The organism is Enterococcus sp. SB12 (assembly GCF_030910025.2).
GTDB classification, from domain to species: domain Bacteria; phylum Bacillota; class Bacilli; order Lactobacillales; family Enterococcaceae; genus Enterococcus_B; species Enterococcus_B faecium.
In genome coordinates this window covers 1,309,092-1,333,562 of record NZ_CP175675.1, presented here as the reverse complement: position 1 = coordinate 1,333,562, position 24,471 = coordinate 1,309,092, and the positions used below count along the sequence as shown (strand labels likewise).

Below are 24,471 nucleotides of genomic sequence, written 5' to 3'. Positions count from 1 at the left end.
GTACAATAAGACAGTTTATGCGTCAAAAAACAAACCCGATTCTTACAAATATGTCATATTTTTCCTTCTGATTCTTGAATGCTTTTGATTCCTTCTTCCAAAATTTTCATTTGTAAGATTGTTTCTTCATCTTTGATGACTTTTTCTGCGCCATTAACTAATGTCTCGTAAATCCCTTCGTAGACACGGCTGTAATCACCAACCTCGGAAATTACTTTTTCTTCATGATAACTCCCTTGTTCATCTATATAGGTCAATACACCATAATGTTCGGGCAAATCGATACCAAAGTCTTCGTGATCAGGCATGTAAAACATTTTCAGATGTTCTTCTTGTCGATCTTTTGTTTGTTTCACGAACATCCCTTTTTTTCCGTAAACGACGAAACTTGGACGTTCTTTGATGCGGAAATAACTGGATTTTATCGAAATTTTCATATTTCCATAGAAAAAATCCAGATCGAAGTAATCATTCATTCGTCCTTTCCCTAAAAGTTGACGTACATCATAGCTGATATCATCTGGTTCGCCGAAATAAGAAAGAACTTGATCTACTGTATTACAAGCATGTCCATATAAATAGCTGTTCGCAGTAGAAAATTCATGCGTATTTTCTGGTACTTCCGGTCTGAAATAATCATAATGCATTTCTACTTCTAAAATATCCCCTAATTTTCCGCTTTCGATTACTTTTTGGACTGTCAAGAAGTCAGAATCGAACCGTCTGTTTTGGTAACATTGGATAAATAGCCCTTTTTCTTTTGCTAATGCAAATAACTCTTCTGCTTCCTTTGACGTTTCTGCAAAAGGTTTCTCTACTAGTATATTCTTACCATGTTCGAGTGCCATTTTTCCATATTCATAATGAAATTGACTAGGTGTAGTGATGACAACTAATTGGATCTCAGGATCATCCCAAAGATCAGACAGCTGATCAGTATATTCGATGTCTTCGAATGTTTTCCGCACTGGTTCAGATGGGGAAAAAATTTTTTTGATATTGATTTTGTTCGTAAGTTTTCTTGAAAAAGGCAAATGATAGCGATTTGTACTCTTTCCATTGCCAAGATAAGCGATTGTAAGCATGAGTGGTGCCTCCTTTTATTGATGTTTTCAGTATATCCTAGAAAAGCGCAGAAAGTATTTATAATAGCTATTCTGGTAAAAAAGTTCAGAAAAACACTTGTTATTATTCGGTTTGATGAAATTAATGTTCAAAGTAAGGATAAAAATCAAAAAGATAGTAGCGGAACCAAGTGTTTATCAGTAAGATAGAATTTGGAGGTCAGATCATGCTTATTGAAGAAAAACTAACAAAACAAGAGTTGTTTACCACGACAGAGAAACGGATTGCCGATTACATCCGTAGGAATATCGAAGCTGCAGTCTACATGACGATTGAAGAATTAGCAAAAGCTACGTATACTTCCCATTCAGCTATCATTCGTTTATGCAAAAAAAATGGGATTCAGCGGATTTAAAGAATTCCGTTTCGAGTTAGGGTGGGAAGTTCATCAATTGATTGCTCAGTTCAATCAAACGATTGATCCTAATTTTCCTTTTTCAAGTGAAGATAGCACTCAGCAAATTGCAAAGAAAATGGCGGATTTATCGATCCAGTCAATAAAAAAAGCACAATTGCAGATTGAACATGAAGATTTAGATCAAATCGGTAAAGTATTGAACAAGGCACAGCGAATCTTTCTTTTTGCAAAAGGTGATTCTCAAATCACGGAAAGGAAATTCCAGAATAAAATGGTCAAGTTGAATAAGTTTTTGATCATGGCCGAAGAATACAGTGATTCTTCTTGGAATGCAGCCAATTTGATTAGCGAGGATTGCGCCATTTTTATTAGCTACAGCGGTCGCATCCATCATTATGAACGAATAATGACCTATTTGAAGCATGTAGAGGCCCCTACCTTGCTGATTACCGGAAATCAGCATTCAGAAATGGACAAACAGGCTGATATGTGTCTTGTTATATCGCAGGAGGAATATGATTTTGCTAAAGTAGCAACTTTCTCCTCTCAAATTGCCTTCGATTACGTATTAAATACGTTATTCTCAGTGATATATTCTCAAAATTTTGAAGAGAATATCCGCAACTTGAAAAACAAACAAGAATTGATGCAAAAAGGCCTTCTTAAAGAATATCGGAAAACTTAAGAAAAGATCCTCATTTAGTAATGAGGAAGATAGTGTTTGATAGGCTCTCTTTGATATCATCATAAAAACAGGCTGAAGTTTTCTTTTTCAAACTTCAGCCTGTTTGTTTACGGAACGATTCGAATAGATATATTATAGAAATGAGGAATAGCTAACTTCTGTTTCTTATTTTGAACGATTGACGAAAAAGATATATAAGAAGGAGGAAAATCAGTATACATGCAGCTAACAATCCATACAGGAAAAATCGTTTGTTCTCGGATACTTTCTGTACTTCTTTTTGAACTTCTTTTGCATGATAAGGAACCCGGTGCCCTCTGACAAGTAAGCGATGACTGTTGACCATATAAGGTGTACAAGTTAGGAGTGTCACGAAATCCTGCCCTTTTTCGATTCTCAGATCTTTTGTATCAGTCGGTTCTACCGTCTTGATCTGATCGACTTGATAAGCGAGTGTCCGTCCATTGATTTCGATATAGAAAGAATCACCTAAAGTCAGTTTCGGTAAGTCTGTGAACAACTTTGCTTGAGGCAGTCCTCGATGGCTGGAAATAACGGCATGTGTATTTTCTCCCCCCGTAGGATAAGACGTTCCTTCCAATAATACGGAAGACGCACGCTGCCATTTCCAATCGAAAAAAAGAAGATCAAAGAAATTATGGTCAAGAATAATTGTCAGTTGAATTTGTTTCAGGAAGAAAGCCCATATGAGCAATCTTTCTTTATTATGTATTTTGTTGTGCATCTCATGAGAGAATCCCAAGGAACTCCATTTGAATGGAAAGCTGGAGACTCTTATGTACAGTTGATAAATATCGATAAAAAAGACTTCTTAATCTTGAAAAATCTCTTAGGAAAATTGAAGTACAGCAGCTATATAAAAGTAGTGAACTATTTTGTCAATACGATTTTTTCAGAATTTTCGGAGAAAGAAAAAAATGAAATCAGTGAGCAGATACGAAAAAATATGTCCTACTGTTCGTTTTCATCCTCTGATTGCAAAGAAAAAAACGAAGAATATGTTGTTCAATTATTAACGCAAATTTATTTTTTCTCCCGTATTTTCCCATACGATACGACTCATTTGACGATCTGTGCAACTTACTTTGCACAGCAGATGCAACACCGCCAGATACGTCTATATGCTGGATTTCGTGCAGAACTTCAATTTTATTCCACTCTACTGAATCAGAATCTGATTTATTATTTATCTAGCTATATCTTTTGGATGCTTATCGGTAATCCTGAAATTCACCATTATACTTCTGATAAAAAAATACTGATCATCAGTGACTTAAGTCTTCGACATAGTCAATATATTGAAGAATATATCAGTGATATTCTTGCTGTGCATAAAATTCACTCTGAGACAACTGCTATTACTGAAGATCAGCTGTCGAAATACAATCTTCTCGAGTATGATCTGATCGTTACGAATCAACCCATTTTGAATGCCCATGTTCCTCATATATTGATTGATGATAGTGTGTCATTCGCAAATGAAGAAGAACTCATCCGCTTATTCGAGTTATGAATAATCAAAAAACAGCTATGTATAAACCACCCTGATAAAAATTTCAGGACAAATACACATAGCTGTTTCTTTTTATTGTATTCCTTCAGCAATCCAACGAGATTTATAGCGAAAGTCTTTTAACAACTCTTCTTTTGTCCAATTATTTGCAATGAGATCCGTCAATGTGTTCATTACGAGGGACATGGAAAAGTATAGGAAACTAACTGCTTCTTCCGACGATTGAATGGAGAAATGATTGATTCTTAATAATTCCAGCCATTTTTTGTTCATTGGAGAATCAGCCGATAGTTCTCTACGTTTGGTTGTCTGCTGATCATTTCGCTGGGTTAACAAGTATAACCTTTGCCAATAGATACTTTCGTGATCTAAGTCGCAGCACCACTCTAAATATTTTTCGATCCCCAAAAAGAAATGTTGTTTGTTTTCGCTAATGAATTTTAAGATATCTTGATGGACTATGTGAGAACTGCTTTTGATCGTATACAAATAAGCATCTTCCAAATCTTGAAAATATTTATAAAAAGCACCGCGCGACATCCCTATCTTGTCAACGATCTCTGAGACTTTGACTTGGCTGATGTGCTGTGAGCAAAATATCTCCAGTAATAGGTCATCGATTCTCTGTTTCTTTGCGTTCGATAAATTGAAAAAAGTTTCTTTTGGCATCCACATCTCTCCTTTATCTCTGATTATACGTGGATAGCCCTTCATTGTCATGAAGGATTCATTCCTTCTTTTTCTCTTCTTCTGTCAAGTACCCATCTTCCATTCGATAAACGCGATCACTCCATTGAATCATACGGACATCATGAGTAACCATAATAGTCGCTTTTTGTTTCTCATGAGCTTCTTTAACTAGTAATTTGACGACTTCATATGCATGATCTGTATCCAAACTAGCTGTTGGTTCGTCTGCTAAGATCAAGCTTGGCTCATTATATAAAGCGCGAGCAATTGCCACTCTCTGTCTTTCTCCACCAGAAAGGTCTTTAGGATAACTATTTTTAAGTGACTGGATATCTAAAGATTGCAGCAAGGAATCGATTTTTGTTGAATCTTCTTTTTTTGAAGTAACTTGGTCGACTAGTTCAAATTGTTCCTTTACCGTTAAAAAAGGAATCAAATTAGAGCTTTGGAGAATAAATCCAATTTCTTTAAAGCGTAAATCTGCTCGTTTTTTTTCTGGAAGCTCAGTTAGAGAGTGACCGTTGATCACTATTTCTCCGGAAGTCGGTGTTTGCAATCCTCCTGAAATGGTAAGGAAAGTACTTTTACCTGAACCAGAAGGACCAATGATGCTGACGAATTCTCCTTCCTTTACATAAAAATCAATTGCTTTCAAAGCTGAGACCTTTGTATGACCAGAACCAAATGTTTTGGTAACTTTTTTCATCGTTAATATTTTTTTCATTTTTATTAACCTCCTATTGCTGTAATTGGGTCTACTTTGGTTATCGTACGTATCGAAAACAATCCGCCTAGCATTGCAACAATGATCAAAATCCCACTATATAGCAACCATTGTGACCAAAAAACAGCAAAAGGCATCGCGCTTGGTAAAATCAGACTAGTCAAATAAGCAAACAAAAGAGCAAGCAGAACGCCTACCACCCCAACAATAAAGGACTGTGCTACTAAAGATTTAGCGATGAAGAAATTTTTGATCCCTTGTGCTTTCATTACTCCAAAAATAGCAGTCTTCTGAAGTGTCATCACGTACATGAAAATACCGACCACGGCAGCAACCACTAAGAACAAAAAGTATATCATCGCATTTAAGGTCATATTTTGGGCAGAATAGCCAGGAATACTTTCAATGAATGTCCCAATAGTTAATAACTGTAGACCCTTCGATGCTTTTTCTTTCGAAATTTTAGCTGAATCCTTTATTACGATCCCATTGATCGGCTGTTCTTCTTCAGAAGCAAACGGCTGTTGTCCATACTTCAAAGAAGTCCACGTATCTAGGGACGCATAGATGACGGGAGAAACTGTGTAATAAGTTTCAGGAAAGATACCAACAATCGTCAAAGGATCGTCGTAACTGCCAATTTTGATCGTATCTCCAATTTTATAGCCTGAATCAGCCAGATTTTGAGAGATGATGATTTCATTCTTTGTTTTAAATTCATGCCCTTTCGTGAGTTTTGGTAATAAAAATGCTTCTTTCGTTGTGCCGAAAACTGTAACATTTTCTTTGTTTTTTCCTTTGATTGCTCCGCTGTACAATCCGATTGGTGCTTTCTCTCCTTCTTCAATGTATTTCAGATCTCCTCTTGTTAATTGTGAAGCTGCAAATACTTGATTTGCATCCTCCGATAAAACAATCTCTTGTGCGTCCCAATCATCGATTGCTTTTTTAAACTCTTCTGAAAGTCCATTCGCTAGTCCTGACAACATGAATACGACATACGCAATCAAGAACATAATACCGACGATCAAGCCATATCGTAATTTAGAATAGCGAATTTCTTTGATAGCTAGAAACATTTGTTTTTCCTCCCTATGATAGATTGATAGTGACAAAATGTCACTCGTTGAATAGTGTAACTCCAAAGTGACATTTTGTCACTTATGTTGTTTTTTTTCTTATCAATAAATTGTCTAAGACATCTTTCGATAAAACCTTAACATGAGTCATAAAAAATTTATTTAAGCCTTATTTATGCTTTCCATGATAAACTAAAGTGACCAAATCAATGAGGTGGGAAAATGATTAAACTATTAGTAGTAGAAGACGATAAAGTATTATCCAATAATATAAAAGAAATACTCGCTGCAATCGGCGAGATAACACAAGTTTATGATGGTAGTGAAGGATTGTTCGAGTTGGAAAGTGGAGTTTATGATCTTGCAATCTTGGATTTGATGATGCCGGAAATGAATGGATATGAAGTGTTAGCAAAAATACGGAAAGAAAAAATACAGACTCCAGTATTGATTTTGACTGCAAAAGATAGTTTGGAAGATAAGATTGAAGGATTTGAACGAGGTGCAGATGATTATCTAACAAAACCTTTCTATCGAGAAGAACTGATCATGCGCGTGAAAGCATTATTGAAACGCTCGCTAGGTCTCTTTGATGAAAATGTTCTGAAGTATAAGGATATCAGTTATGATTTAAAAAGCAATGAAGTCTTGTATAAAGAACAAGTTTTGCCCATACAAGGAAAAGAGTTTGAATTGCTCGTTTATTTTTTACAAAATAAGGGAATCATTTTGACAAAAGAGCAGATATTTGACCGGATCTGGGGATTTGATTCTGATACGACGATTACAGTTATTGAAGTTTATATGAGCAACTTACGAAAACATCTGCGAAGTACTGGATTGGATAAAGAAATCAAAACCTTACGTAATGTCGGTTATATACTGCAAAGGGTGTGATGCAATGAATGGAGATATTACACGAAAGCAACGTAGTCGCTTTTTTGCGACAAATGTAGCAGCATTTGCTTTTATCTTTTTTCTTTTGGGATTCATTACTTTACAGATATTAAACCAATCTGCATACAGAGAAACAGATCTGTCATTAGAGAAAATAAATTTTGATTCTCGAACAGTACAATTAGAGATACAAAGATATCAGCAAGGCGATCCCTTTTTAAACCCGACTCAAACGGAACAAAACAGAACAAACATGGAACAGCCATTAATGGAACCATCAAATGACCGTTTTAACACTCAAGTGATCTTGTGGTCTAAAAATGGTGAGATATTGAATAAAGCAGCTATTGGTGGGCGTTTCAACCAAATCAAAGAATTAAAAATGGATACGAAAAATCTGAATACCATCCAAAATATTGAATTAAATGAAGACAGTGGCTCATCTGCCCTCTCTTTCCGTTCGATTACGAAAAAAGCGGAGACGAATCAAGATGGCGTTGCCTACATCCAAATTTTAGAAAATACAAATCAAATCAAGAATTCATTAGCGACTTTTCGCACGATTATGATTTTGTGTATGATTGTTTTTTGGATTCTCTCTATTGGTATCAGTTATTACTTGTCTAGTCTAAGCATGCGCCCTATTATTCTTTCTTGGAGAAGACAAAAAAAATTTGTTGAGAATGCTTCTCATGAATTGCGCACACCGTTAACGATTATTCAAAATAGTTTGGAACATCTTTTTACCAAGCCTAATCATACTATTATTGAAGAATCCGAAAGCATCGCTCAAGCATTGTCAGAGACGAGGCGCCTCACTGGATTGACTTCGGATTTGCTGACAATCGCTCGGAATGATTCTGATCAGCAGCTGCTTTCAAAGCAAATGATCAATACACAAGAATATATCGAACAACTTGTTAAACCATTTCAAGAGATGGCCACCATAGATGGAAAAGAGTTTATTCTCCATAACGATGCAACATTAGAAGTACCAATTGACGAAAAAAAAATCCATCAAGTTTTGGTTATTTTGCTGGATAATGCATTAAAATATACGAATCCAGAAGATAAGATCATTTTGGACTCATCTGTTAACCATAAAGAATGGCTGATTCACGTAAAGAATACTGGCCCTTCTATCAGTGAAGAAGATCAAGCAAGGATTTTTGATCGATTTTATCGGGAAGATCAATCTAGGGCGAAAGAGACTGGCGGATACGGGCTTGGCTTGGCAATTGCAAAACAGGTAATCGAACAGCATCATGGACAAATTTCTGTATCCAATTATCTTCCACAAGGAGTCGATTTTAAAGTCCAATTGCCGTTGAAGCCTAAAAAATAATGCTTATCCCTAAAAAAGGGCTGTGACAAATGTACCGACCCCCAAAAGTTAGACCAAAAAATCTAACTTTTGGAGGTCGGTATTTTTTATGGCTAAGTATACTTTTGAACTTAAATTAAAGATCGTTCATGATTACTTGGATGGTAAAGGCGGAAGTGATTATCTGGCAAAGAAGTATTCCATTAAGGCTCCATCACAAGTGAAGCGCTGGATCAATGCCTATCAAGAATTTGGTGAAGAGGGTCTAGTAAGAAAGCGACAAAAGAAAAAATATTCTGTTCAATTTAAGCTGGATGCGATAGAGTTATATCTAACAAGTGAGCTGTCCTATCGTGAAGTTGCCAACACACTTAACATGAACAACCCTAATTTGATCGCTAGGTGGATGCGTCAATTCCGTGAGGGTGGGATCGATGGACTCTCAAAAACGAAAGGATGTCCACCTATCTTGTCTAAGAAAAATGAACCCAAAAATAAGAAAAAATCTACAACTAAAGCAACGTCTAAAGAACGTGAACGCATCGAGGAGTTGGAGAAACGATATCGTCGTACGTTTCACTCAGATCAAGGTTGGGCGTATCAAATGAAAGCTTATAGAAACAAATTGAAGGAGTACAAAATCTTTCAAAGCATGTCTCGGAAAGGGAACTGCTTAGATAATTCACTTATGGAGAATTTTTTTGGCTTATTAAAACAAGAGATTTTTCACGGGAAAGTTTATAACTGTTTCGAGGAATTAAAATCAGCCATCGATAGCTATATCTATTACTACAATAATGAACGGATAAAACAGAAATTAAACTGGCAAAGTCCCATCCAATTTCGTAAAACAACCGCAACGGTTGTGTAAAAATATCATTTTAGAGCATGAAAAAAGGAGTGGATTTCTCCACTCCAAAAAAGTCTAACTTTTGGGGGTCACTACAAAAAATCTTGTCACAGCCCTTTTTTGTTGCGAATAAACGGTGTTCCAGAAGTAGCTTCTTCGGAAACAAGCCGAAATTTCTTTAAGCTGACCACTTCTGTCACAACCTCTTTAGCTTACGCTTACGATTTTTTATTGCGGTCTTCAATGTGTACATCACCGCTTGTGTCAATATCCAATTCTTCTCGGCTAACATCTTCTGTCACTTTTTCAACATCTTCATGTTCTTCTTTATGAATCCCAACTTCTTCACGAACAACTGTATGTTTGCTTACATCTACTTGCTCTTCTTTGATTGGGATAGTAATCGTGTCATCTTCCAAGTTTTCGTCTGTTCCCTGTGAAGATTGATCTGTTACTGGTTTGCGTTCGATGACGATTTCTTCACGTTTGACCGGTACTTCTACCGTTTCAGTATCGTTGACCACATGTTTGTGGATGTCGACTTCTCCAGTTGTCACATCATGTGTATTTACATCTAATTTTTCTTCTTTTAGTTGAATTGTATCATCATCTAGATTTGGTTTGCGATCGATGTCTTCAGTCTTGCTTGTACCCATTGTATCAGTCTCGCCAGGTACGTCCATCGGATCAGTTCCTGGTGTCATATTCAATGGATCCGTTGTATTTTGAAAGCCTGTCGTGCCACCTACGTCCATTGGATCTGTTCCAGTGCCAGTTTCTAATCCAGTCCCCATTGTGCTTGCTGGGCTAACAGTATCTTGTGTATCCATTGTATCTTCTGTTGTTTCTGGCTGACGATAGCCTTTTACTGTGATGACAAATTTTCCATCAGAAATATCTCCTCTATATTGATATAAAGGATCATTTTCTGGTGTAGCCGTCTCAGAATCATAGGTATCAAAAGAAAAAGTATCTTTTATTTTTTCCCATAAAGAACGGTCTTCTTCACCATCCATCCGATTTTCATCTGTTTCAACATCTATACCAGACAATCCGTCAAATCCTAGTCTAGATGCTGCTTCATCAGTAGTATAAATAACGATATCATCTCGTTCATACCCTTCGTTACGCAACCGTTCAATTACTGATAATGCTTCTTCCCTCGTACTATAGCTTCCGATGACCGTTAAATTTTTCTCTTCCATGTAAATTCCTCCTAGCAAATAGATTTATGATTGGTATATTGTTACTTATAAATTTATTCTATAGGAGACGATTGTTTTCTACAAATATTTAGATTGGAATTTAATTAAAATAATTTAATTGAAATTTGAAAACATTTATGTTAATGAAAGTCATATTCTAATAAAATGTCATTTGTTTCTATATGAATTTTTATGAAAAATTTCATATAATTTCCACTCGTTGTGATGGTTTAATTTATCCAATCCATCAATAAGCAAACAACTTATATAAAAAAGGATTAATTCTCAGTATAATTGCTCCTACCATAGAATAAATCTTCATGTAAAGTAATGAAGTGATAGCGTAAAATATTTTGTGTAAATAGATATTTAGGGTAGAAAAAAAGAAAGTCCATTCTGTAAAATTAAAGTTACCACAACCGAAATTTTATAGGAGGACTTTCTCATGCCCAATTTTACTACAGAAATTATGGAAACACTAATCAATAAAGGTGATTTAGATGAATTATTTCGATGTCATTTAGAATTAGCTGTTAATTCATTATTGCAGGCTGAATTAACAGCTTTTCTTGATTATGAAAAATATGATCGTGCTGGGTTCAATTCAGGTAATTCCCGTAATGGGAATTATTCACGTTCATTCAGAACAGAGTATGGAGAATTAAATTTGGTGATTCCTAGAGATAGAAATGGTAAGTTTTCTCAACAAACTTTACCTGCTTATAAAAGAACCAATGACTCTTTAGAAACCACTATTATTCAGCTATTTCAAAAAGGAATTACTATGTCTGAAATCTCTGAATTGATTGAAAAAATGTACGGGCATCACTATACGCCACAAACCATTTCAAATATGACTAAAATAGTTTCTGAAGATATTATTGCCTTTAAAGAAAGGTCCTTAGAATCCAGATACTCTGTCATTTTTATGGATGCTACTCACATTCCTTTAAAAAGACAAACTGTTTCAAAAGAAGCAGTTTATATTGTAATTGGCATTCGATTAGATGGAACCAAAGAGGTTCTTGGGTTTAGTCTTGCTCCAACTGAATCTGCTTATGTTTGGAAAGAGATTCTTCAAGACCTAAAAGACCGTGGTTTAAAAGAGGTTTTATTAGTCGTAACTGATGGTTTAAGTGGCATTAACGATAGTATTCATAGTGTTTATCCAAATGCTCAATTTCAACAATGTTGTGTCCATATATCTAGAAATATCGCTCATAAGGTTCGTGTTAGTGATCGACAAGAAATCTGTAGCGATTTCAAATTAGTTTATCAAGCAAGTTCAAAAGAAGAAGCAAATAATCAAATAAGGTTTATGATAGATAAATGGAAAAAGCAGTATCCACGAGTGGTTAAATTGCTCATGAATCCTGCTATATTAACCTTTTATAATTTCCCTCCGTCAATCAGAAGAACTATTTATTCAACTAATTTGATTGGAGGTTTTAACAAACAATTAAAGAAATATACCAAAAGAAAAGAGCAATTTCCTAATGAAGAATCTCTGGAGAGATTTCTAGTATCTCAATTCAACAACTATAATCAAAAGTTTCTATGCCGAGTTCATAAAGGTTTTAAAGAAATACATGATACATTAGAATCAATGTTTTAACTTGATCAACAGAATGGGCTTTTCCATTTACACATAATTCTTGACGCAACCAATGAAGTACCAACTATTTCTAATACTTATTTAAGAATTATCCCAACAATATCGTTAGACAAACCATTATTGAATAAATGGAGAGCCAATCGATTCTGAAAAAATGTTTTCTAATTTTTCGGAAATAAAAGAAAAAGCCTCCTGCCATTAGAACGAACCAAATCCATTTCATTGCTCATGAAGTAACCACATAGCTAAAAAGAGGATAAATCAATTAAAATATCAAAAGAATGACTGCACTAATAAAATAACTAAAAATGTATCTTCTTACTTCAAATCTTTTAGCTAGTACTTTTAAAAGACAGTTAAAAATTTGCTTCCTAAGATCAAGACAAACTGTCTATCTTCATTTGATGAAATGCGGTAAAATATAGAAAATGAACACTATTGGAGGGAATTTGTAATGGACAGCAAAACTAGAAAACAACTGCAAGAAAAGTTAAAGCAACGTACACACTTGCTCCCTTCCGTCTTTCAACAGTTTTTAGAAGAAAATCGTTCTTCCCTTTCATTAGGCAGTCGCTATGAATACGCAAAAGATTTTCATCTGTTTACTGATTATTTGAGAAAAGTATTTTCTGAAGAAGTGGATGATCAGCTGATTATCCATTTAGAAAAACAAGATTATCAGAATTTCTTAGCTAAAATCTATCGACATACTCGTTCGTTCCAAACTACAGCGAACCAAGAAACGGAGCAATTGTTTGAAAATAGCTATTACGGGATTTCAAGGAAGCAATATTCATTAAATCATTTTTTACGATTTTTGTATCAAAAAGGACTGATTGAAGAAGAGATTTCTCTTTTGGGTACAAGTTTACCGGAAACAACCAAAGCAGCTCCGCGATATATCGATGCAGAACTTTTCAAAGATTTTGAGCATTTGTTTATCCCGATTGAAGGCTTTCGAACAAGCAGAGAAGCTAGCTTTGAAGAAAAGAATCGACCGAGGAACCTTGCAATTACTGCCATTCTTCTGTATTGCGGATTAAAGATCCATGAAGTAGTAGAACTTAAACGTAAAGATGTATCTTTGACCAAGCAGATTCTTAATCTGAATAGAAAAGAAAACAGACTGAATAAAGTACCAATACCAAAAGAAGCGATGCCGTTTCTGGAGAACTATTTTGAGTTAACAGCACAAAATACGGACGAAAATTCTTTTGTTTTTCGTTCCTCACATGATCAGCAAATTTCTCCTCGGACTATTCGCCAAATTTTGAGCAAAATTACAGTATATAAAAACGTATCGCCAGAACTATGCAGAAAAACATATCGTTATTATGCAGAACTATATTTAGATGATGCTGACGCGGTAAATTATTTATGTGGTAATCGATACCTCTCATCCCATTCTTTTCAAGATATCTGGGAAAAGATGGTTGATTTTTCTTATCACGAATTAGCGGCATTCGTTCAGGTTTCTTCCATATAAAACAAATGTATGATCTTTTTTTCACAATAAACTATGTTACTATATAAAGGATTATGTTACGATTATCTTGAATTTGTGTATTACTTAACAAAAGATAATGGAGTGTGAATGATGGAGACCATAACGTATTCCCCTTTGAACTTATTTACGAATTTTCAAGAAGCTGCAGCTAACTTTTCCGAGACCCCGATTATCTTTGATGAGCCACTTTCAGCTTTCCCAGAATTAGGACTTGAAACAACTTACAAAAAATGCTGCGAAAGTGTGTTGAAACGGGCTTGTCAATTGGCTCATCTTGGAGTGAAATCCGGAGACAAAGTTATTATTTATAAGAGTTCCGCTTTTGACACATACCTTCTAGCTGTTTCTGTGTCTTACCTTGGTGCAGTGCCTGTCATGACTTCTTATCATCTACCAACAACAATGGAAGTATTTATCGATCGTTTAGAAGACCCTTTCATTTTATTTGATGATGAGACAAAAAAGCGAGTGAGAGAAATTTCAAATGGAACAAAATCAAAACAGATTCCTATTCTTTATTTAATGGAACAACCTGATTTGTCTGTTTCTCAATCATTTTTAGACAAAAATGAAATTTCTTATATGACCCATACTTCTGGTACAACTGGTATCCCTAAACTTATTTGTCATTCTGCTCATTCTATGGGATGGCGGACGAAATGGCAAAAAACAGTTTTCACAAAAATTTCGGAAAAGAAATTAATCGCTTTTCACATCTCTCCAGTGCATTCCAGATTCAATATTGGTATCTCTTCTTTGATGTCCATGGGATTTCCTATGATGCCTTTAGCAAACGCACAAAGTTCAAAAGTTGTTCATATGTTGGAAGTTCACCGGCCAATTGCACTAGAGACCCATCCGAATAACTTTGTTCAGTGGCGTTTTACTGCTAAGGAGCATCCAGAAGCTTTTTCGGGTATCCGATACTATCACTCCACTTTTGATGCTATAAACAACCAGACAATGAAGACATTTTTGCGAACGTCGATGGCACAGGATGCGGTATTTCTTCAAGTATATGGCCAAAGTGAATGCGGACCAATGATTCTTAAGGCTCATACACTAGAGAGTTTGAAAACAAGTGATGCAAGAGATATGGGCGTTGGACTGGAAGACATGACAAGCGCTCGGATTACAGATTCAGTTGGGAATGTCCTACCTGAAAACACAGATGGTCATATACAATTACTGTCTAAAGGACGGGCTTTGACTTATTACAAGGAAGATGCACGGTTCCAGGAAAATGTTTATGGCGATTGGTGGGATAGCGGAGATTACGGTTTTATGGATAAGCATGGCCACCTATTTTTGAAAGATCGGCAAGTGGATTTGATCGAAACGATCAATAGTAAATTAGCTATTGAAGACTTTTTATTAGATTCGTTAGATTTTTTGGCAGAAGTAGTGATTGTAAGGGATAAAAATCATTCTCCACAACCGATTATTGCTTTAGCTCCTGACAAAGAAATGGATTGGAATCGATGGTGGGAGCAAGTCCATGAACTTCCTCGCTTGAACGTCCCTATCATCCGTGATTTTGATGCAATCCCGCGAACAGCTACAATGAAAGTGCAACGGCTTCAAATCGAGAAAGAATTAAAATCACAAAAGTCCTAACTATTTAAGGAAAGAAAGATCCATTTTGGTCTTTCTTTTCTTTTTGTTTTTTTTAAATTGGATGAGATAAAAATATGCCAATTGGCTGTTTTTCTTTTTTGAAAATTTCGTTATACTCTTATTCATGGAGGAAAATGTTATGAAAAGAATCTTGACAATTGGCGGTTCTGATCCATTTGCTGGCGGAGGAATCCAAACAGATTTAAAAACTTTTGAGAATTTTGGTCTATTCGGACTAAGCGCCTTGACTTCTATAGGGGCACTAGATATTAATGAGCGATTTATGCTGGAATCTATATCTTTGGAATTGCTTAAACGACAGTTAGTTTCGATTGATAAAATGACTTCATTAGATGGTATCAAAATTGGGTTATTGAACTCAAGTGAAGCAATCATGGTTGTTCGAGACTTCATAAAAACAAAACAAAATATCCCAATCATTTTAGACCCTGTTTTGGCATTCAAAGAAACTGAAGCTGTGATCAATCAATTGTATATTTCGCAGCTCATCGAAGAACTTTTTCCACTTGTTACGATGATTACGCCTAATTTGGCAGAAGCTGCTTTACTTTCTGGTCAAGCTCTTCCCTCTTCGTTAACAGAAATGATCCATCTCGCTAAAGAACTCACTGCTTCAGGAACAAAAAACATTGTGATCAAAGGCGGCACAAGGATGGCTGGAGATGAAGCTGTGGATCTTCTCTATTCAATTGATCATTATGAGGTATTTTCTCATAAAAAAATCGACACTACAACAGTAAACGGGGCCGGTTGTGCCTTTTCTTCTGCAATAACAGCGAATCTTGTGTTAGGGGCAGACTTTACCAAAGCAGTAGCAGAAAGTAAAAAATTTGTTGCCCATTGTATTTCTAATGGTGTGCTGATGAACGATCATACCGGAAGCGTCTGGTCTGGCGGTATTCAAAAAGGAGGAATGAGAAATGAAAACTAAGCAATTAACGATCTATGCTATGCTGATTGCGTTGACAGTTGCCCTTTCATTAACAATTTTGATCCCTGTACCGGCTACGAATGGATTTGTGACATTATGCGAGGCCGGGATCTATACCGCTGCTTTTCTTTATGGTCCAACGGGTGGATTAGTTGTTGGTGCTTCCAGTGGTCTATTGATCGATTTGATTTCAGGATATCCGCAGTGGGCAGTTTTTTCATTAGTGATCCACGGGTTACAAGGATATGTTGCTGGTTCTTTCAGCAAATCTTCTACTCGTATGTGGGGATTAGGGCTTTTATTAGGAAGCTTAGTTATGATCATCGGCTATGGTATCGCCGGTTGGATTTTATATGATTGGCCGGCTGGAGTGGCTTCTATACCAGGAAACATCTTCCAAAATCTGATTGGAATGGGACTTGCCTTTCCTATAACTGCAAGTCTTCAACGTATTCAAGCACGGAAGCAATATTAATTGAAAAAGAAGGTTTTAGAAAATGAAGTTGTCAGAAAAAGAATTAAAAGACCAATTGACTGAAATAGTTAATGACATATTGGCTGAGGCACGCTTGAAAAAAGGTGATCTTTTTGTTTTAGGATGCAGCACAAGCGAAGTCGTTGGAGGACATATTGGAAAAAATTCCAGTGCGGAAGTTGGTCAATGGATCATCCGTACGTTAAAAGAGTTGTTGGATCCTAAAGAAATTGCGCTAGCTGTCCAAGGTTGTGAACATTTGAACCGAGCATTAGTAGTAGAACGAACAGTGGCAGAAGCAAAAAATTTCGAAATTGTCTCTGTTGTTCCTGCACTACATGCTGGAGGTGCTTGTTCTGTTGCTGCTTTTGACCAGTTCAATGATCCTGTCGAAGTGGAACACGTAGTTGGACAAGCCGGTATCGATATCGGTGACACATCAATCGGTATGCATATCAAACATGTCCAAGTACCTGTCAGACCTCGTTTGAAAACCCTTGGACAAGCTCACGTGACAGCCCTTCGCTCTCGTCCTAAATATATCGGTGGTCCTAGAGCGAATTATTGAAATGAGTAATTGACAGAGCAATCTGAAAAACTTCCTCGCAAAGTCCAACTAATGAACTTTAACGAGGAAGTTTTACTTGTTTGTTTTATATAACCGAGCTTCATAAGGTGCTAGTATGCCTTTAGCTTCAAATTCTCCGCTAGAGGAATTTGACAAGAGTAATGTCCAGGACTGATCTGCTTCTTTTGGAAGTTCATAGTCAGCAAGTGATTCTGTTAAGTTTACCATAATAAGATATTGTTCATCTTCTAAATATCTTTCATAGACATAAAGTTGTGGATGTTCATGAAGATATTCTTTATAAGAACCGTATATCAGACCTTTATTGGTTTGTCTAATGCGGATCATGTTCTTATAGAATTGCAGGACCGACTCTGGTTCATATTCTTGTTGTTCTACATTGATCGTTTTGGTATTTGGATTAGTGATCAGCCAAGGTTCATGTGTAGAAAAACCAGCATATTGTTCCGAAGTCCATTGCATGGGTGTCCTGCTGTTGTCTCTCGTTGTTTCACGAATGATATCCAATGCTTCTTCTCTTGTCTTACCTTCCGCAAGCAGCCTTTTATAAAGTCTTTTCGAATCTACTGCATCAACTTGATCGATCGATTCAAAGGGCATATTCGTCATTCCGATTTCCTGTCCTTGATAAATAAATGGCGTACCTTGCAAAAAGAAATACATCATAGCGATTGCTTTTGCAGACATAGCCCAAAACTCGGGACGAGTATCTCCAAACACTGAAACGGCACGAGGAACATCATGGTTTTCCATATATAAAGCGTTCCATCCGATACCATCCAATGAAGTTTGCCAAGCGCTTAATGCATGTTTCAATTTAAGGACATCTAATTGCCCTTCTTTTTCTTGCTGCCAGATATGGATATGATCAAATTCGAATATCATATCGAAATAACCGTCTTTCCCTACCCATTGTGGTCCTTCTTCTGCAGTGACACCACTTGCTTCTCCGACAGTCATGATATCGTACTCTTCAAAAACATGTTTCAAATCGGTCAAATGTTCTTCGATTCCTGAGACATTTTGAAAGGGTGAGAAAGGGTTCTCTGTGGCTTTTACTGAATATTCATCTTTTTTTACATGAGAAATCGCATCTAAACGAAATCCATCTATCCCTTTATCCAACCACCATCGGATCATATTGAATAGTTCTTCTTTCAATTTCTCGCTTTCCCAATTTAAGTCTGGTTGTTCTTTTGCAAAAACATGCAGATAATACTGTCCAGTTTCATGAGAATACTCCCAAGCAGAACCGCCGAAAATCGATGTCCAATTATTCGGTTCTTTGCCATCTACCCCGTCGACCCAAATGTAATAATCGCGATACGGGCTTTCTTTAGATTTTTTCGATTCTTCAAACCATTGATGCTGATCCGAACTATGATTGATGACAAGATCCATAATCACTTTGATCCCTAATTCATGTGCTTCTTTTAGCAATAAATCAAAATCTTCCATCGTTCCGAATCTCTCTTCTATATCTTGATAGTCACTTACGTCATAACCATTATCGACAAATGGAGATTGATAGATCGGATTGATCCAGATAAAGCCGATACCAAGATCTTTCAAATAATTAAGTTTTTCACGGATCCCATTGATGTCTCCTTGACCATTGCCGTTGCTATCTTTGAAACTAGCAGGATAGATTTGATAGCCTACTGCTTCTTTCCACCATTTTTGTTCTTGTATCATATCGTTTCACTCCTTTAACGGTCCCTCTTGATTATAACCGATTCTATTTTAGAAGTATCCTTGTTACCGGTAACTAGAAACGAAAAGCTCAATGAATCTGCTAAGTGCGTTCGTTGAGCTTTATTTTATCATAGATAGCGGACAATCAGTTGAATCATTTGCTTGGGAAATTCATTCAAGTCAGTAATATCTACAAAACGACTTTCACCGTAGATCGACTTGATTTCTTCTTTGTCTTGGCCAATAGCTGCGGAGACAAATAGGATTCCTTGACGCTCATATTCTTTCAAAACAGACTGGATATCTTCTTTTGCTTTTTTGCCTGTATAATCCGGCAACGCTTTTGGCTGACCGTCACTAATATTAAGCAACAGTTTGGTTGTTGCGGATTGTCTGTTTAATTTTTCTGCTGCTAAACGAAGTGCCGCACCATCACGATTGTTTTGCCTTGGTTTCATAGTGACTAATTTTTCATTTAACCATTGAAATCCGTCTTCAAATTCTTTATAAGAAAACAAAGAAGTCTTTTCTCTTGACGAACGGTCTGCTGTATCTCCGTAAATCAACAATGGGATATCGACTTTCTTAGAAAATTCGGCAATGGCAATCGCTGCTTTTTTTGCCGCTTCGATCCGATCATCCCGTATCATTGACCCAGATTCATCGATCCGTACAGCTACCGCTAAAGAAGGTTGCTCATGTGGCGGGTTCTTTTTGTCAAAATTCCTCAAATCACCATATGCTACTTTGCTTGCATTGAACCGCTGACCTTCGTATTTTCCTTTTTGGTACGTCTCTGTTTGTTCATTATCCAGTAACTCTAAAATTTGTCGGCTAAGTGATTCTACTATTGGCATTACTTGCATGTGTAGCTCACGTACTTCCGGCGTTTTTCCTTGGAAAGATGGTCGGTGAACGATGAGACCTTCTTTTTCATGAATCGTTTCCTTCATGATTTGTCGCGCTTCTTTATTCAGTTGCTTCTTGATTTCCTTATCATGTGCTTCCATGTCAGAAGCAGACATTTCTTGAGAATCATCTCCTGTTTGTTGTTCTTTTTGATTTTTTCCTTCGATATCGCTACTGCGTTCTTTTTGCATTTGAGGAGGAAACTCGTTTTTTTCTATTGTTTCTTCTTGTTTCTCTTCTCCCTCATTTGGTTCTTCAGCAGACAACGATTTCTTTTCATCTAAGCGCAGAATTTCTTCAGCATTTTCAGTGATGTTTCGTTCATTTGCTTCTTCGGCGCTAATGGTTCTTCCTTTTGTATGCTCAGATTGAGGATGACCCCATTTTTCTTTTCTCAATATGTCCTGAAGTTCCAGTAGCAATCCACTGTCAGACAAAGCTTGTTCAAGAATTGCCAATTCATCTGGATCAGTGGATAATTTATACAAAACTTTTGGATAAATCGACTGGAGTAAATCTTGTCCTTGCTTATAGGTATTTGCCCAATAAAAATAAGAACGCATTCCTGCTACACCTTTGATGGCGTTAGCTTTTGCAGTTTCATCCAACAAACGGATAATCTCTGCCATCTTTAAGAGAAGTTCTTGTTTTTGGATCATGGTTTTCGCCATCGCACGTTCTGCCATGACTTCTAAGGCAGGAAGATCCATTTTTTCCGCATGTTGCATCCGATCTCTTAAAGATTCATTTAATGGACGATTTCCTTGGTAATTTCGATTTGTAGTGATCACAATGACGCAATCTGGATGGCGACGAATGATTCCTGTCGGTAAATTCAACATCCCATTTGGTTCAAGCGCTGAGTTAAGTGCCACAAGAACAGAGGCATCTCGGATGACAGTCGGCTCTTGAATCTCTAATAAATATCCTTTTTCAATCGCTCGAACGATTTCAGAAGGATAATAGCTGTAATGGATTGCATCTGGATAATCAGCTTCGATCCTTTGAACTAGCTCTGCTAATTTTTCTTTAGCAGAAAAAGGATCAATGCCGTAATGGTTCTGGATCAGTGTCAGTACAGCTTCAAGTGTATCTGTTTGGTAAATAGCTTCTAGTAATTCTTGGTCTTGTTCCTTATTAGAATCTACTACAGGTAATAAGGCTCCGAAAACATCTGATTTGTCCATATCTGCAAAACAGGTCACTTTTGTATAGGGAAGTTGCAGATCAGCAGATAGTGCTTTGGCTAATTGTGTCTTCCCCGACCCGGCATCTCCTTCCAAAAGTACGTTACTGATTTTCATTTCAGGATCTTGCCAATTCCCTTTAATTTCGGAGGCGATCCGCCATTCTTCTGCACTTGTCCGATGGCTTTTCGGTTTCTTCCAGATCATTTGCTTTTCTAGCCGTGAAAAGGTTCGGTTTTCTGTTAGTGAGAAATTCTCCATGCTTCTCTTCCCCTTTTGATCATCTCTGTCTATTAATATCCTAGCTCATCTAAAAGACGTTTTAAAATACGGAATCGTTCCCCAATCAGTTCTCCGTCTTTTTGTAGTGTATCGTAATACAAAATGATGTCTTCATCGATCTTTGGATTTTTGGTATCTACTTCTACCGTCATTCGGTTCCCTTGCAATCCAATGATGTCTACGACTGGATTTTCTGGATCATAAAATTTTTCATAGCGATAAGCATCTTGGAAGTATAAACTTCCTTGCGCAGCTAAGATCGCTAAATCTAAAATACGTGTGATTGGTAATTCTTCCGACTGTCGTGACCATTTTTCTCCAGTATGTCGCCATACCTTGCCTGAGATATCGACTTTTCCACGATCATTCCACTGAGCAAGGCCCAGAGAAAGCCCTTTTGCGTCCGTATTTAATGCATTTCTTCCATCAACTTTATCATAGTCTTCTACAACGATTACTGGTTTATGTTTTAAATTTGTTGGTATTTCCATTATTTTAACTCCTCATCCTTTTATTTTTAGTAAATAAGTAAATTAGTAGTTTACTCATTTACTAAACTATATGCGACATTATAGAGGATTGAAGTGTGGATTGCAAAGAAAAAGAGCTTCGTTGATAGAAATAAAAACACCATCTCGTTCTTTTACACGCTCATTAGTAACATGTAGAAAGTCCAAGATGATGTTGGAATATTTTTGGTATGTTTTTTGAATAAAAGGAATTATTGCGCTGAAATGGCAATGCCGATGGCTTTTTCACCTAAATGTGTACCAATGACTGGTCCGAAATGACCAATTTCGATTTCTGCATTTGGATATTTTTTCTGCAATTTCTCTTTCTCCGCAATCGCTACTTCTAAATTATTTGCATGTATAACGTAAAGTTTGACTGGCGGTTGTATTTCGTTATTTCTTCTACCAATAATTTCTTCAGCTCGAGCAAATGCTTTTTTACTTGAACGGATTTTTTCGAATAAAACAATTTTCCCTTCAGAAAATGTCAGGATCGGTTTGATTTTTAATAAGCTGCCAATCAGCGCTGCACCATTTGTCAAACGTCCTCCTCGTACTAAATTGTTCAAATCATCTACAATCAGATAAGCGTAGGTATTATCTCGGATTCGATCGACATGTGCAAGTATTTCATCAAGGGACTGACCTTCATCATTTAAGTCTAAGGCAGCTTCTACCATGTGTCCCATCGGCATACTAGTGATCTTAGAGTCATAAGGAATGACCGTTACTCCGCTGATGTCATCTTTCATCGCAAATAATGTGTTGACAAAGCCAGAAATCCCTGAAGAAAGATGGATACTTAAAATCGTGTCATACCCTTTCTCTTTCAATTCCTCATATAAACCCAAAACTTCCCCTACGACAGGTTGTGAAGTAGTAGGAAAATCTTTACTGTTTTTTAAAAGTCCATAATATTCATCCGCTTCGATATCGATTCCTTCGTTATAAATTTTCCCATCCATAATCAAAGGGATTGGAATAACGAATAAGTCGGGATGGTTCTTGATACGTTCCGGCAGATATGCCGAACTATCTGTAACTACTGCAAGTTTCATGTGTTTAATTTCCTCGTTTCAAAGAATTTTTCCAGACCTTATAACTATATCATAAGTAAGATTAGATATGAAACTAAAATTGGAAAATAGAAAAACGACAAGCGTAATCATACGAGTTGCCGTTTTTCAAGTGACAGCAAAAAAAGGCTCTATACTTTTTGATGTTGGTGGATGACACCAGCATCTTTTTTATTTTCCAAAACATATAGAAAAGACACCTTGAAATCCTTTAGAATTAATTTGGCGAACCAACCCAAAAGGAGGAATCAAGATGTCTTACACTCACCTTATCAAAGAAACATTAGATATTCTAGACTTATCAGTTACTTTTAACGAAAATTGTCTCACAAAAGAAAAATACAAAGGGCAAATCTGTCATATTTATCGTGGAAACTTGATTTATACAGCCCAAGAATGCATCCACTGTAAACACCAGATTGCTTCAGATATTGTGCGTTGGGGTACAACAACCGTCCGGTTGTTAATGAACGATGTTTCTGAATACCGTACCTACCTCGAATTGAAAAAGCAACGCTTCAAATGCAAAGCTTGTCAGCGGACCTTTGTCGCAGATACTTCTGTTGCGAAAAAACATTGTTTCATCAGTGAGAAAGTCCGCTGGTCTGTCGTGACTCGTCTGAAAAAAATACCTCAATGACAGAGATCGCCGCTCAGAAAAATCTATCGGTCTCTTCTGTTTACCGTATTATGAAGCGATTTTATCGTCCGTTGAATCCTTTTCGGACACCGTTACCTAAGGTACTTTGTTTTGATGAATTCAAATCAGTTCGGGGTGTTTCAGGTGCTATGAGTTTCATCATGATGGATGGACAAACACAGCGCTTATTGGACATTGTCGAGAACCGACAACTGCCTTTTTAAAACGTTATTTTAGTCATTTTTCACGAGAAATTCGTGAAGCGGTCGAATGGATCGTGATTGATATGTACGCTCCTTATGTATCGCTCGTTAAAAAGCTGTTTCCAAAAGCACAGCTGATTATTGACCGGTTTCACATCGTCCAACATATTGGTCGTACCTTTCGCAATCATCGAATCAAAGAAACGAACCAACTATTAAAAAGCAAAGAACAAAAACACTATCAATTAGGTAAGCAATTAAAAGATACTGGAAACTTCTTCAAAAAGATGAACGCAAGCTTGATTATACTCGACGCCTTTGGCGACCTGGCTTCAAAGCTCATTTAACAGAGACCGATATTGTGGATCGCTTACTGAAAGGGAGCCCTGCTTTGCGTGTAGGCTATCAGTTATATCAAGACTTTCTTTACGCTGTAAAGGAACGAGACTACGTATCGTTTGAAGAACTACTTACCAATAATATCATGCTTCCCGAAGGCTATCAGACGACCTTGAGAACGTTCCAGAAATTTCTGCCACAAATCAAAAATGCTTTACAACAAAGTTATTCAAATGGCCCACTTGAATGTCTGAACAACCATATCAAAGTGTTAAAACGAAATGCATATGGCTTTCGTAGCTTTTATAATTTCAAATTGCGCATCATGATTCGTCATGGCAACGCATTGATTTTCAACTAAAAAAGATCAAGAGGAACTGATCCACTTGATCTCCAATTATT

General features: G+C 36.6%; 19 protein-coding genes and 3 pseudogenes. 12 read left to right on the top strand and 10 right to left on the bottom strand.

From position 1 onward, the window contains the following. Positions 1–53: 53 nt before the first annotated feature. Positions 54–1,085, bottom strand: a complete 1,032-nt coding sequence (locus RBL01_RS06595; RefSeq protein WP_038809608.1) for a Gfo/Idh/MocA family oxidoreductase — start codon at positions 1,083–1,085, stop codon at positions 54–56. Between the two features lie 206 nt (positions 1,086–1,291). On the opposite strand from RBL01_RS06595, the pseudogene RBL01_RS06590 reads away from it, so the two are divergent. Then, positions 1,292–2,168 (top strand): annotated as a pseudogene (locus RBL01_RS06590) (MurR/RpiR family transcriptional regulator). Between the two features lie 151 nt (positions 2,169–2,319). Here the strand turns inward: RBL01_RS06590 and RBL01_RS06585 are convergent. Continuing rightward, positions 2,320–2,772 (bottom strand): annotated as a pseudogene (locus RBL01_RS06585) (class C sortase); the annotation flags it as partial. Between the two features lie 144 nt (positions 2,773–2,916). Here RBL01_RS06585 and RBL01_RS06580 point away from each other — a divergent pair. After that, positions 2,917–3,702: a hypothetical protein gene (locus RBL01_RS06580; RefSeq protein ID WP_002325707.1), complete on the top strand. Its 786-nt coding sequence runs from the start codon at positions 2,917–2,919 to the stop codon at positions 3,700–3,702. Positions 3,703–3,774: 72 nt separating this feature from the next. On the opposite strand, the gene RBL01_RS06575 is transcribed toward RBL01_RS06580, so the two are convergent. The 3 genes from RBL01_RS06575 to RBL01_RS06565 are packed head-to-tail and all read right to left on the bottom strand — an operon-like array spanning position 3,775 to position 6,195. Then, complete coding sequence (locus RBL01_RS06575; RefSeq protein WP_002324090.1) at positions 3,775–4,422, bottom strand: TetR/AcrR family transcriptional regulator; 648 nt, start codon at positions 4,420–4,422, stop codon at positions 3,775–3,777. A 7-nt stretch (positions 4,423–4,429) separates the two neighbouring features. After that, positions 4,430–5,116 carry an ABC transporter ATP-binding protein gene (locus tag RBL01_RS06570; RefSeq protein WP_002286060.1) on the bottom strand — a complete coding sequence of 229 codons (687 nt, stop codon included), beginning with the start codon at positions 5,114–5,116 and terminating at the stop codon, positions 4,430–4,432. A gap of 5 nt (positions 5,117–5,121) precedes the next feature. Next, positions 5,122–6,195, bottom strand: coding sequence for an ABC transporter permease (locus RBL01_RS06565; protein WP_002318782.1), 1,074 nt, complete (start codon positions 6,193–6,195; stop codon positions 5,122–5,124). 222 nt (positions 6,196–6,417) lie between these two features. Here RBL01_RS06565 and RBL01_RS06560 point away from each other — a divergent pair, with 222 nt between their 5' ends. From RBL01_RS06560 to RBL01_RS06550, 3 genes are all read left to right on the top strand, one after another. Continuing rightward, a complete protein-coding gene (locus RBL01_RS06560) occupies positions 6,418–7,092 on the top strand; it encodes a response regulator transcription factor (RefSeq protein WP_002318783.1) in 675 nt (224 codons plus the stop codon). 4 nt (positions 7,093–7,096) lie between these two features. Further along, entirely contained in the window at positions 7,097–8,437 is a 1,341-nt protein-coding gene (locus RBL01_RS06555; RefSeq protein WP_307781017.1) for a HAMP domain-containing sensor histidine kinase, read from the top strand. Positions 8,438–8,525: 88 nt separating this feature from the next. Further along, complete coding sequence (locus RBL01_RS06550) at positions 8,526–9,287, top strand: IS3 family transposase (protein ID WP_410779627.1); 762 nt, start codon at positions 8,526–8,528, stop codon at positions 9,285–9,287. A 197-nt stretch (positions 9,288–9,484) separates the two neighbouring features. Here the strand turns inward: RBL01_RS06550 and RBL01_RS06545 are convergent, their stop codons facing one another. Continuing rightward, positions 9,485–10,471: a DUF2382 domain-containing protein gene (locus RBL01_RS06545; protein ID WP_002318678.1), complete on the bottom strand. Its 987-nt coding sequence runs from the start codon at positions 10,469–10,471 to the stop codon at positions 9,485–9,487. Positions 10,472–10,916: 445 nt separating this feature from the next. Here RBL01_RS06545 and RBL01_RS06540 point away from each other — a divergent pair, with 445 nt between their 5' ends. The 6 genes from RBL01_RS06540 (at position 10,917) to RBL01_RS06515 (ending at position 17,205) form a co-directional block, all read left to right on the top strand. Then, positions 10,917–12,086 (top strand): IS256 family transposase, encoded by a 1,170-nt coding sequence (locus RBL01_RS06540; protein ID WP_410779626.1) that lies wholly within the window; start codon positions 10,917–10,919, stop codon positions 12,084–12,086. 454 nt (positions 12,087–12,540) lie between these two features. Then, complete coding sequence (locus RBL01_RS06535) at positions 12,541–13,572, top strand: tyrosine-type recombinase/integrase (RefSeq protein WP_002302025.1); 1,032 nt, start codon at positions 12,541–12,543, stop codon at positions 13,570–13,572. Between the two features lie 108 nt (positions 13,573–13,680). Then, on the top strand, positions 13,681–15,210 hold the full coding sequence (locus tag RBL01_RS06530; protein ID WP_002318677.1) for an AMP-binding protein: 1,530 nt from the start codon (positions 13,681–13,683) through the stop codon (positions 15,208–15,210). A 139-nt stretch (positions 15,211–15,349) separates the two neighbouring features. Next, the gene (locus tag RBL01_RS06525) at positions 15,350–16,162 is read left to right on the top strand and encodes a hydroxymethylpyrimidine/phosphomethylpyrimidine kinase (protein ID WP_002286068.1); all 813 of its coding nucleotides are present in this window, start codon (positions 15,350–15,352) and stop codon (positions 16,160–16,162) included. After that, on the top strand, positions 16,152–16,637 hold the full coding sequence (locus tag RBL01_RS06520; protein ID WP_002286069.1) for an ECF transporter S component: 486 nt from the start codon (positions 16,152–16,154) through the stop codon (positions 16,635–16,637). Before RBL01_RS06525 ends, RBL01_RS06520 begins: the two co-directional genes overlap by 11 nt. A 22-nt stretch (positions 16,638–16,659) precedes the next feature. After that, positions 16,660–17,205 (top strand): TIGR01440 family protein, encoded by a 546-nt coding sequence (locus RBL01_RS06515; RefSeq protein ID WP_002302021.1) that lies wholly within the window; start codon positions 16,660–16,662, stop codon positions 17,203–17,205. Positions 17,206–17,277: 72 nt separating this feature from the next. Here RBL01_RS06515 and RBL01_RS06510 read toward each other — a convergent pair whose 3' ends face one another. The 4 genes from RBL01_RS06510 to RBL01_RS06495 all read right to left on the bottom strand — a co-directional run bounded on the left by RBL01_RS06510 (position 17,278) and on the right by RBL01_RS06495 (position 22,869). Continuing rightward, positions 17,278–18,921, bottom strand: coding sequence for a glycoside hydrolase family 13 protein (locus RBL01_RS06510; RefSeq protein WP_002302020.1), 1,644 nt, complete (start codon positions 18,919–18,921; stop codon positions 17,278–17,280). Positions 18,922–19,049: 128 nt separating this feature from the next. After that, on the bottom strand, positions 19,050–21,278 hold the full coding sequence (locus RBL01_RS06505) for an AAA family ATPase (RefSeq protein ID WP_002318675.1): 2,229 nt from the start codon (positions 21,276–21,278) through the stop codon (positions 19,050–19,052). Between the two features lie 32 nt (positions 21,279–21,310). Then, positions 21,311–21,790: a DUF6530 family protein gene (locus RBL01_RS06500; protein ID WP_002286073.1), complete on the bottom strand. Its 480-nt coding sequence runs from the start codon at positions 21,788–21,790 to the stop codon at positions 21,311–21,313. 230 nt (positions 21,791–22,020) lie between these two features. Beyond that, positions 22,021–22,869: a DegV family protein gene (locus RBL01_RS06495; protein WP_002298432.1), complete on the bottom strand. Its 849-nt coding sequence runs from the start codon at positions 22,867–22,869 to the stop codon at positions 22,021–22,023. A gap of 271 nt (positions 22,870–23,140) precedes the next feature. On the opposite strand from RBL01_RS06495, the pseudogene RBL01_RS06490 reads away from it, so the two are divergent. Beyond that, positions 23,141–24,430: pseudogene (locus RBL01_RS06490) on the top strand (ISL3 family transposase). Positions 24,431–24,471: the final 41 nt, after the last annotated feature.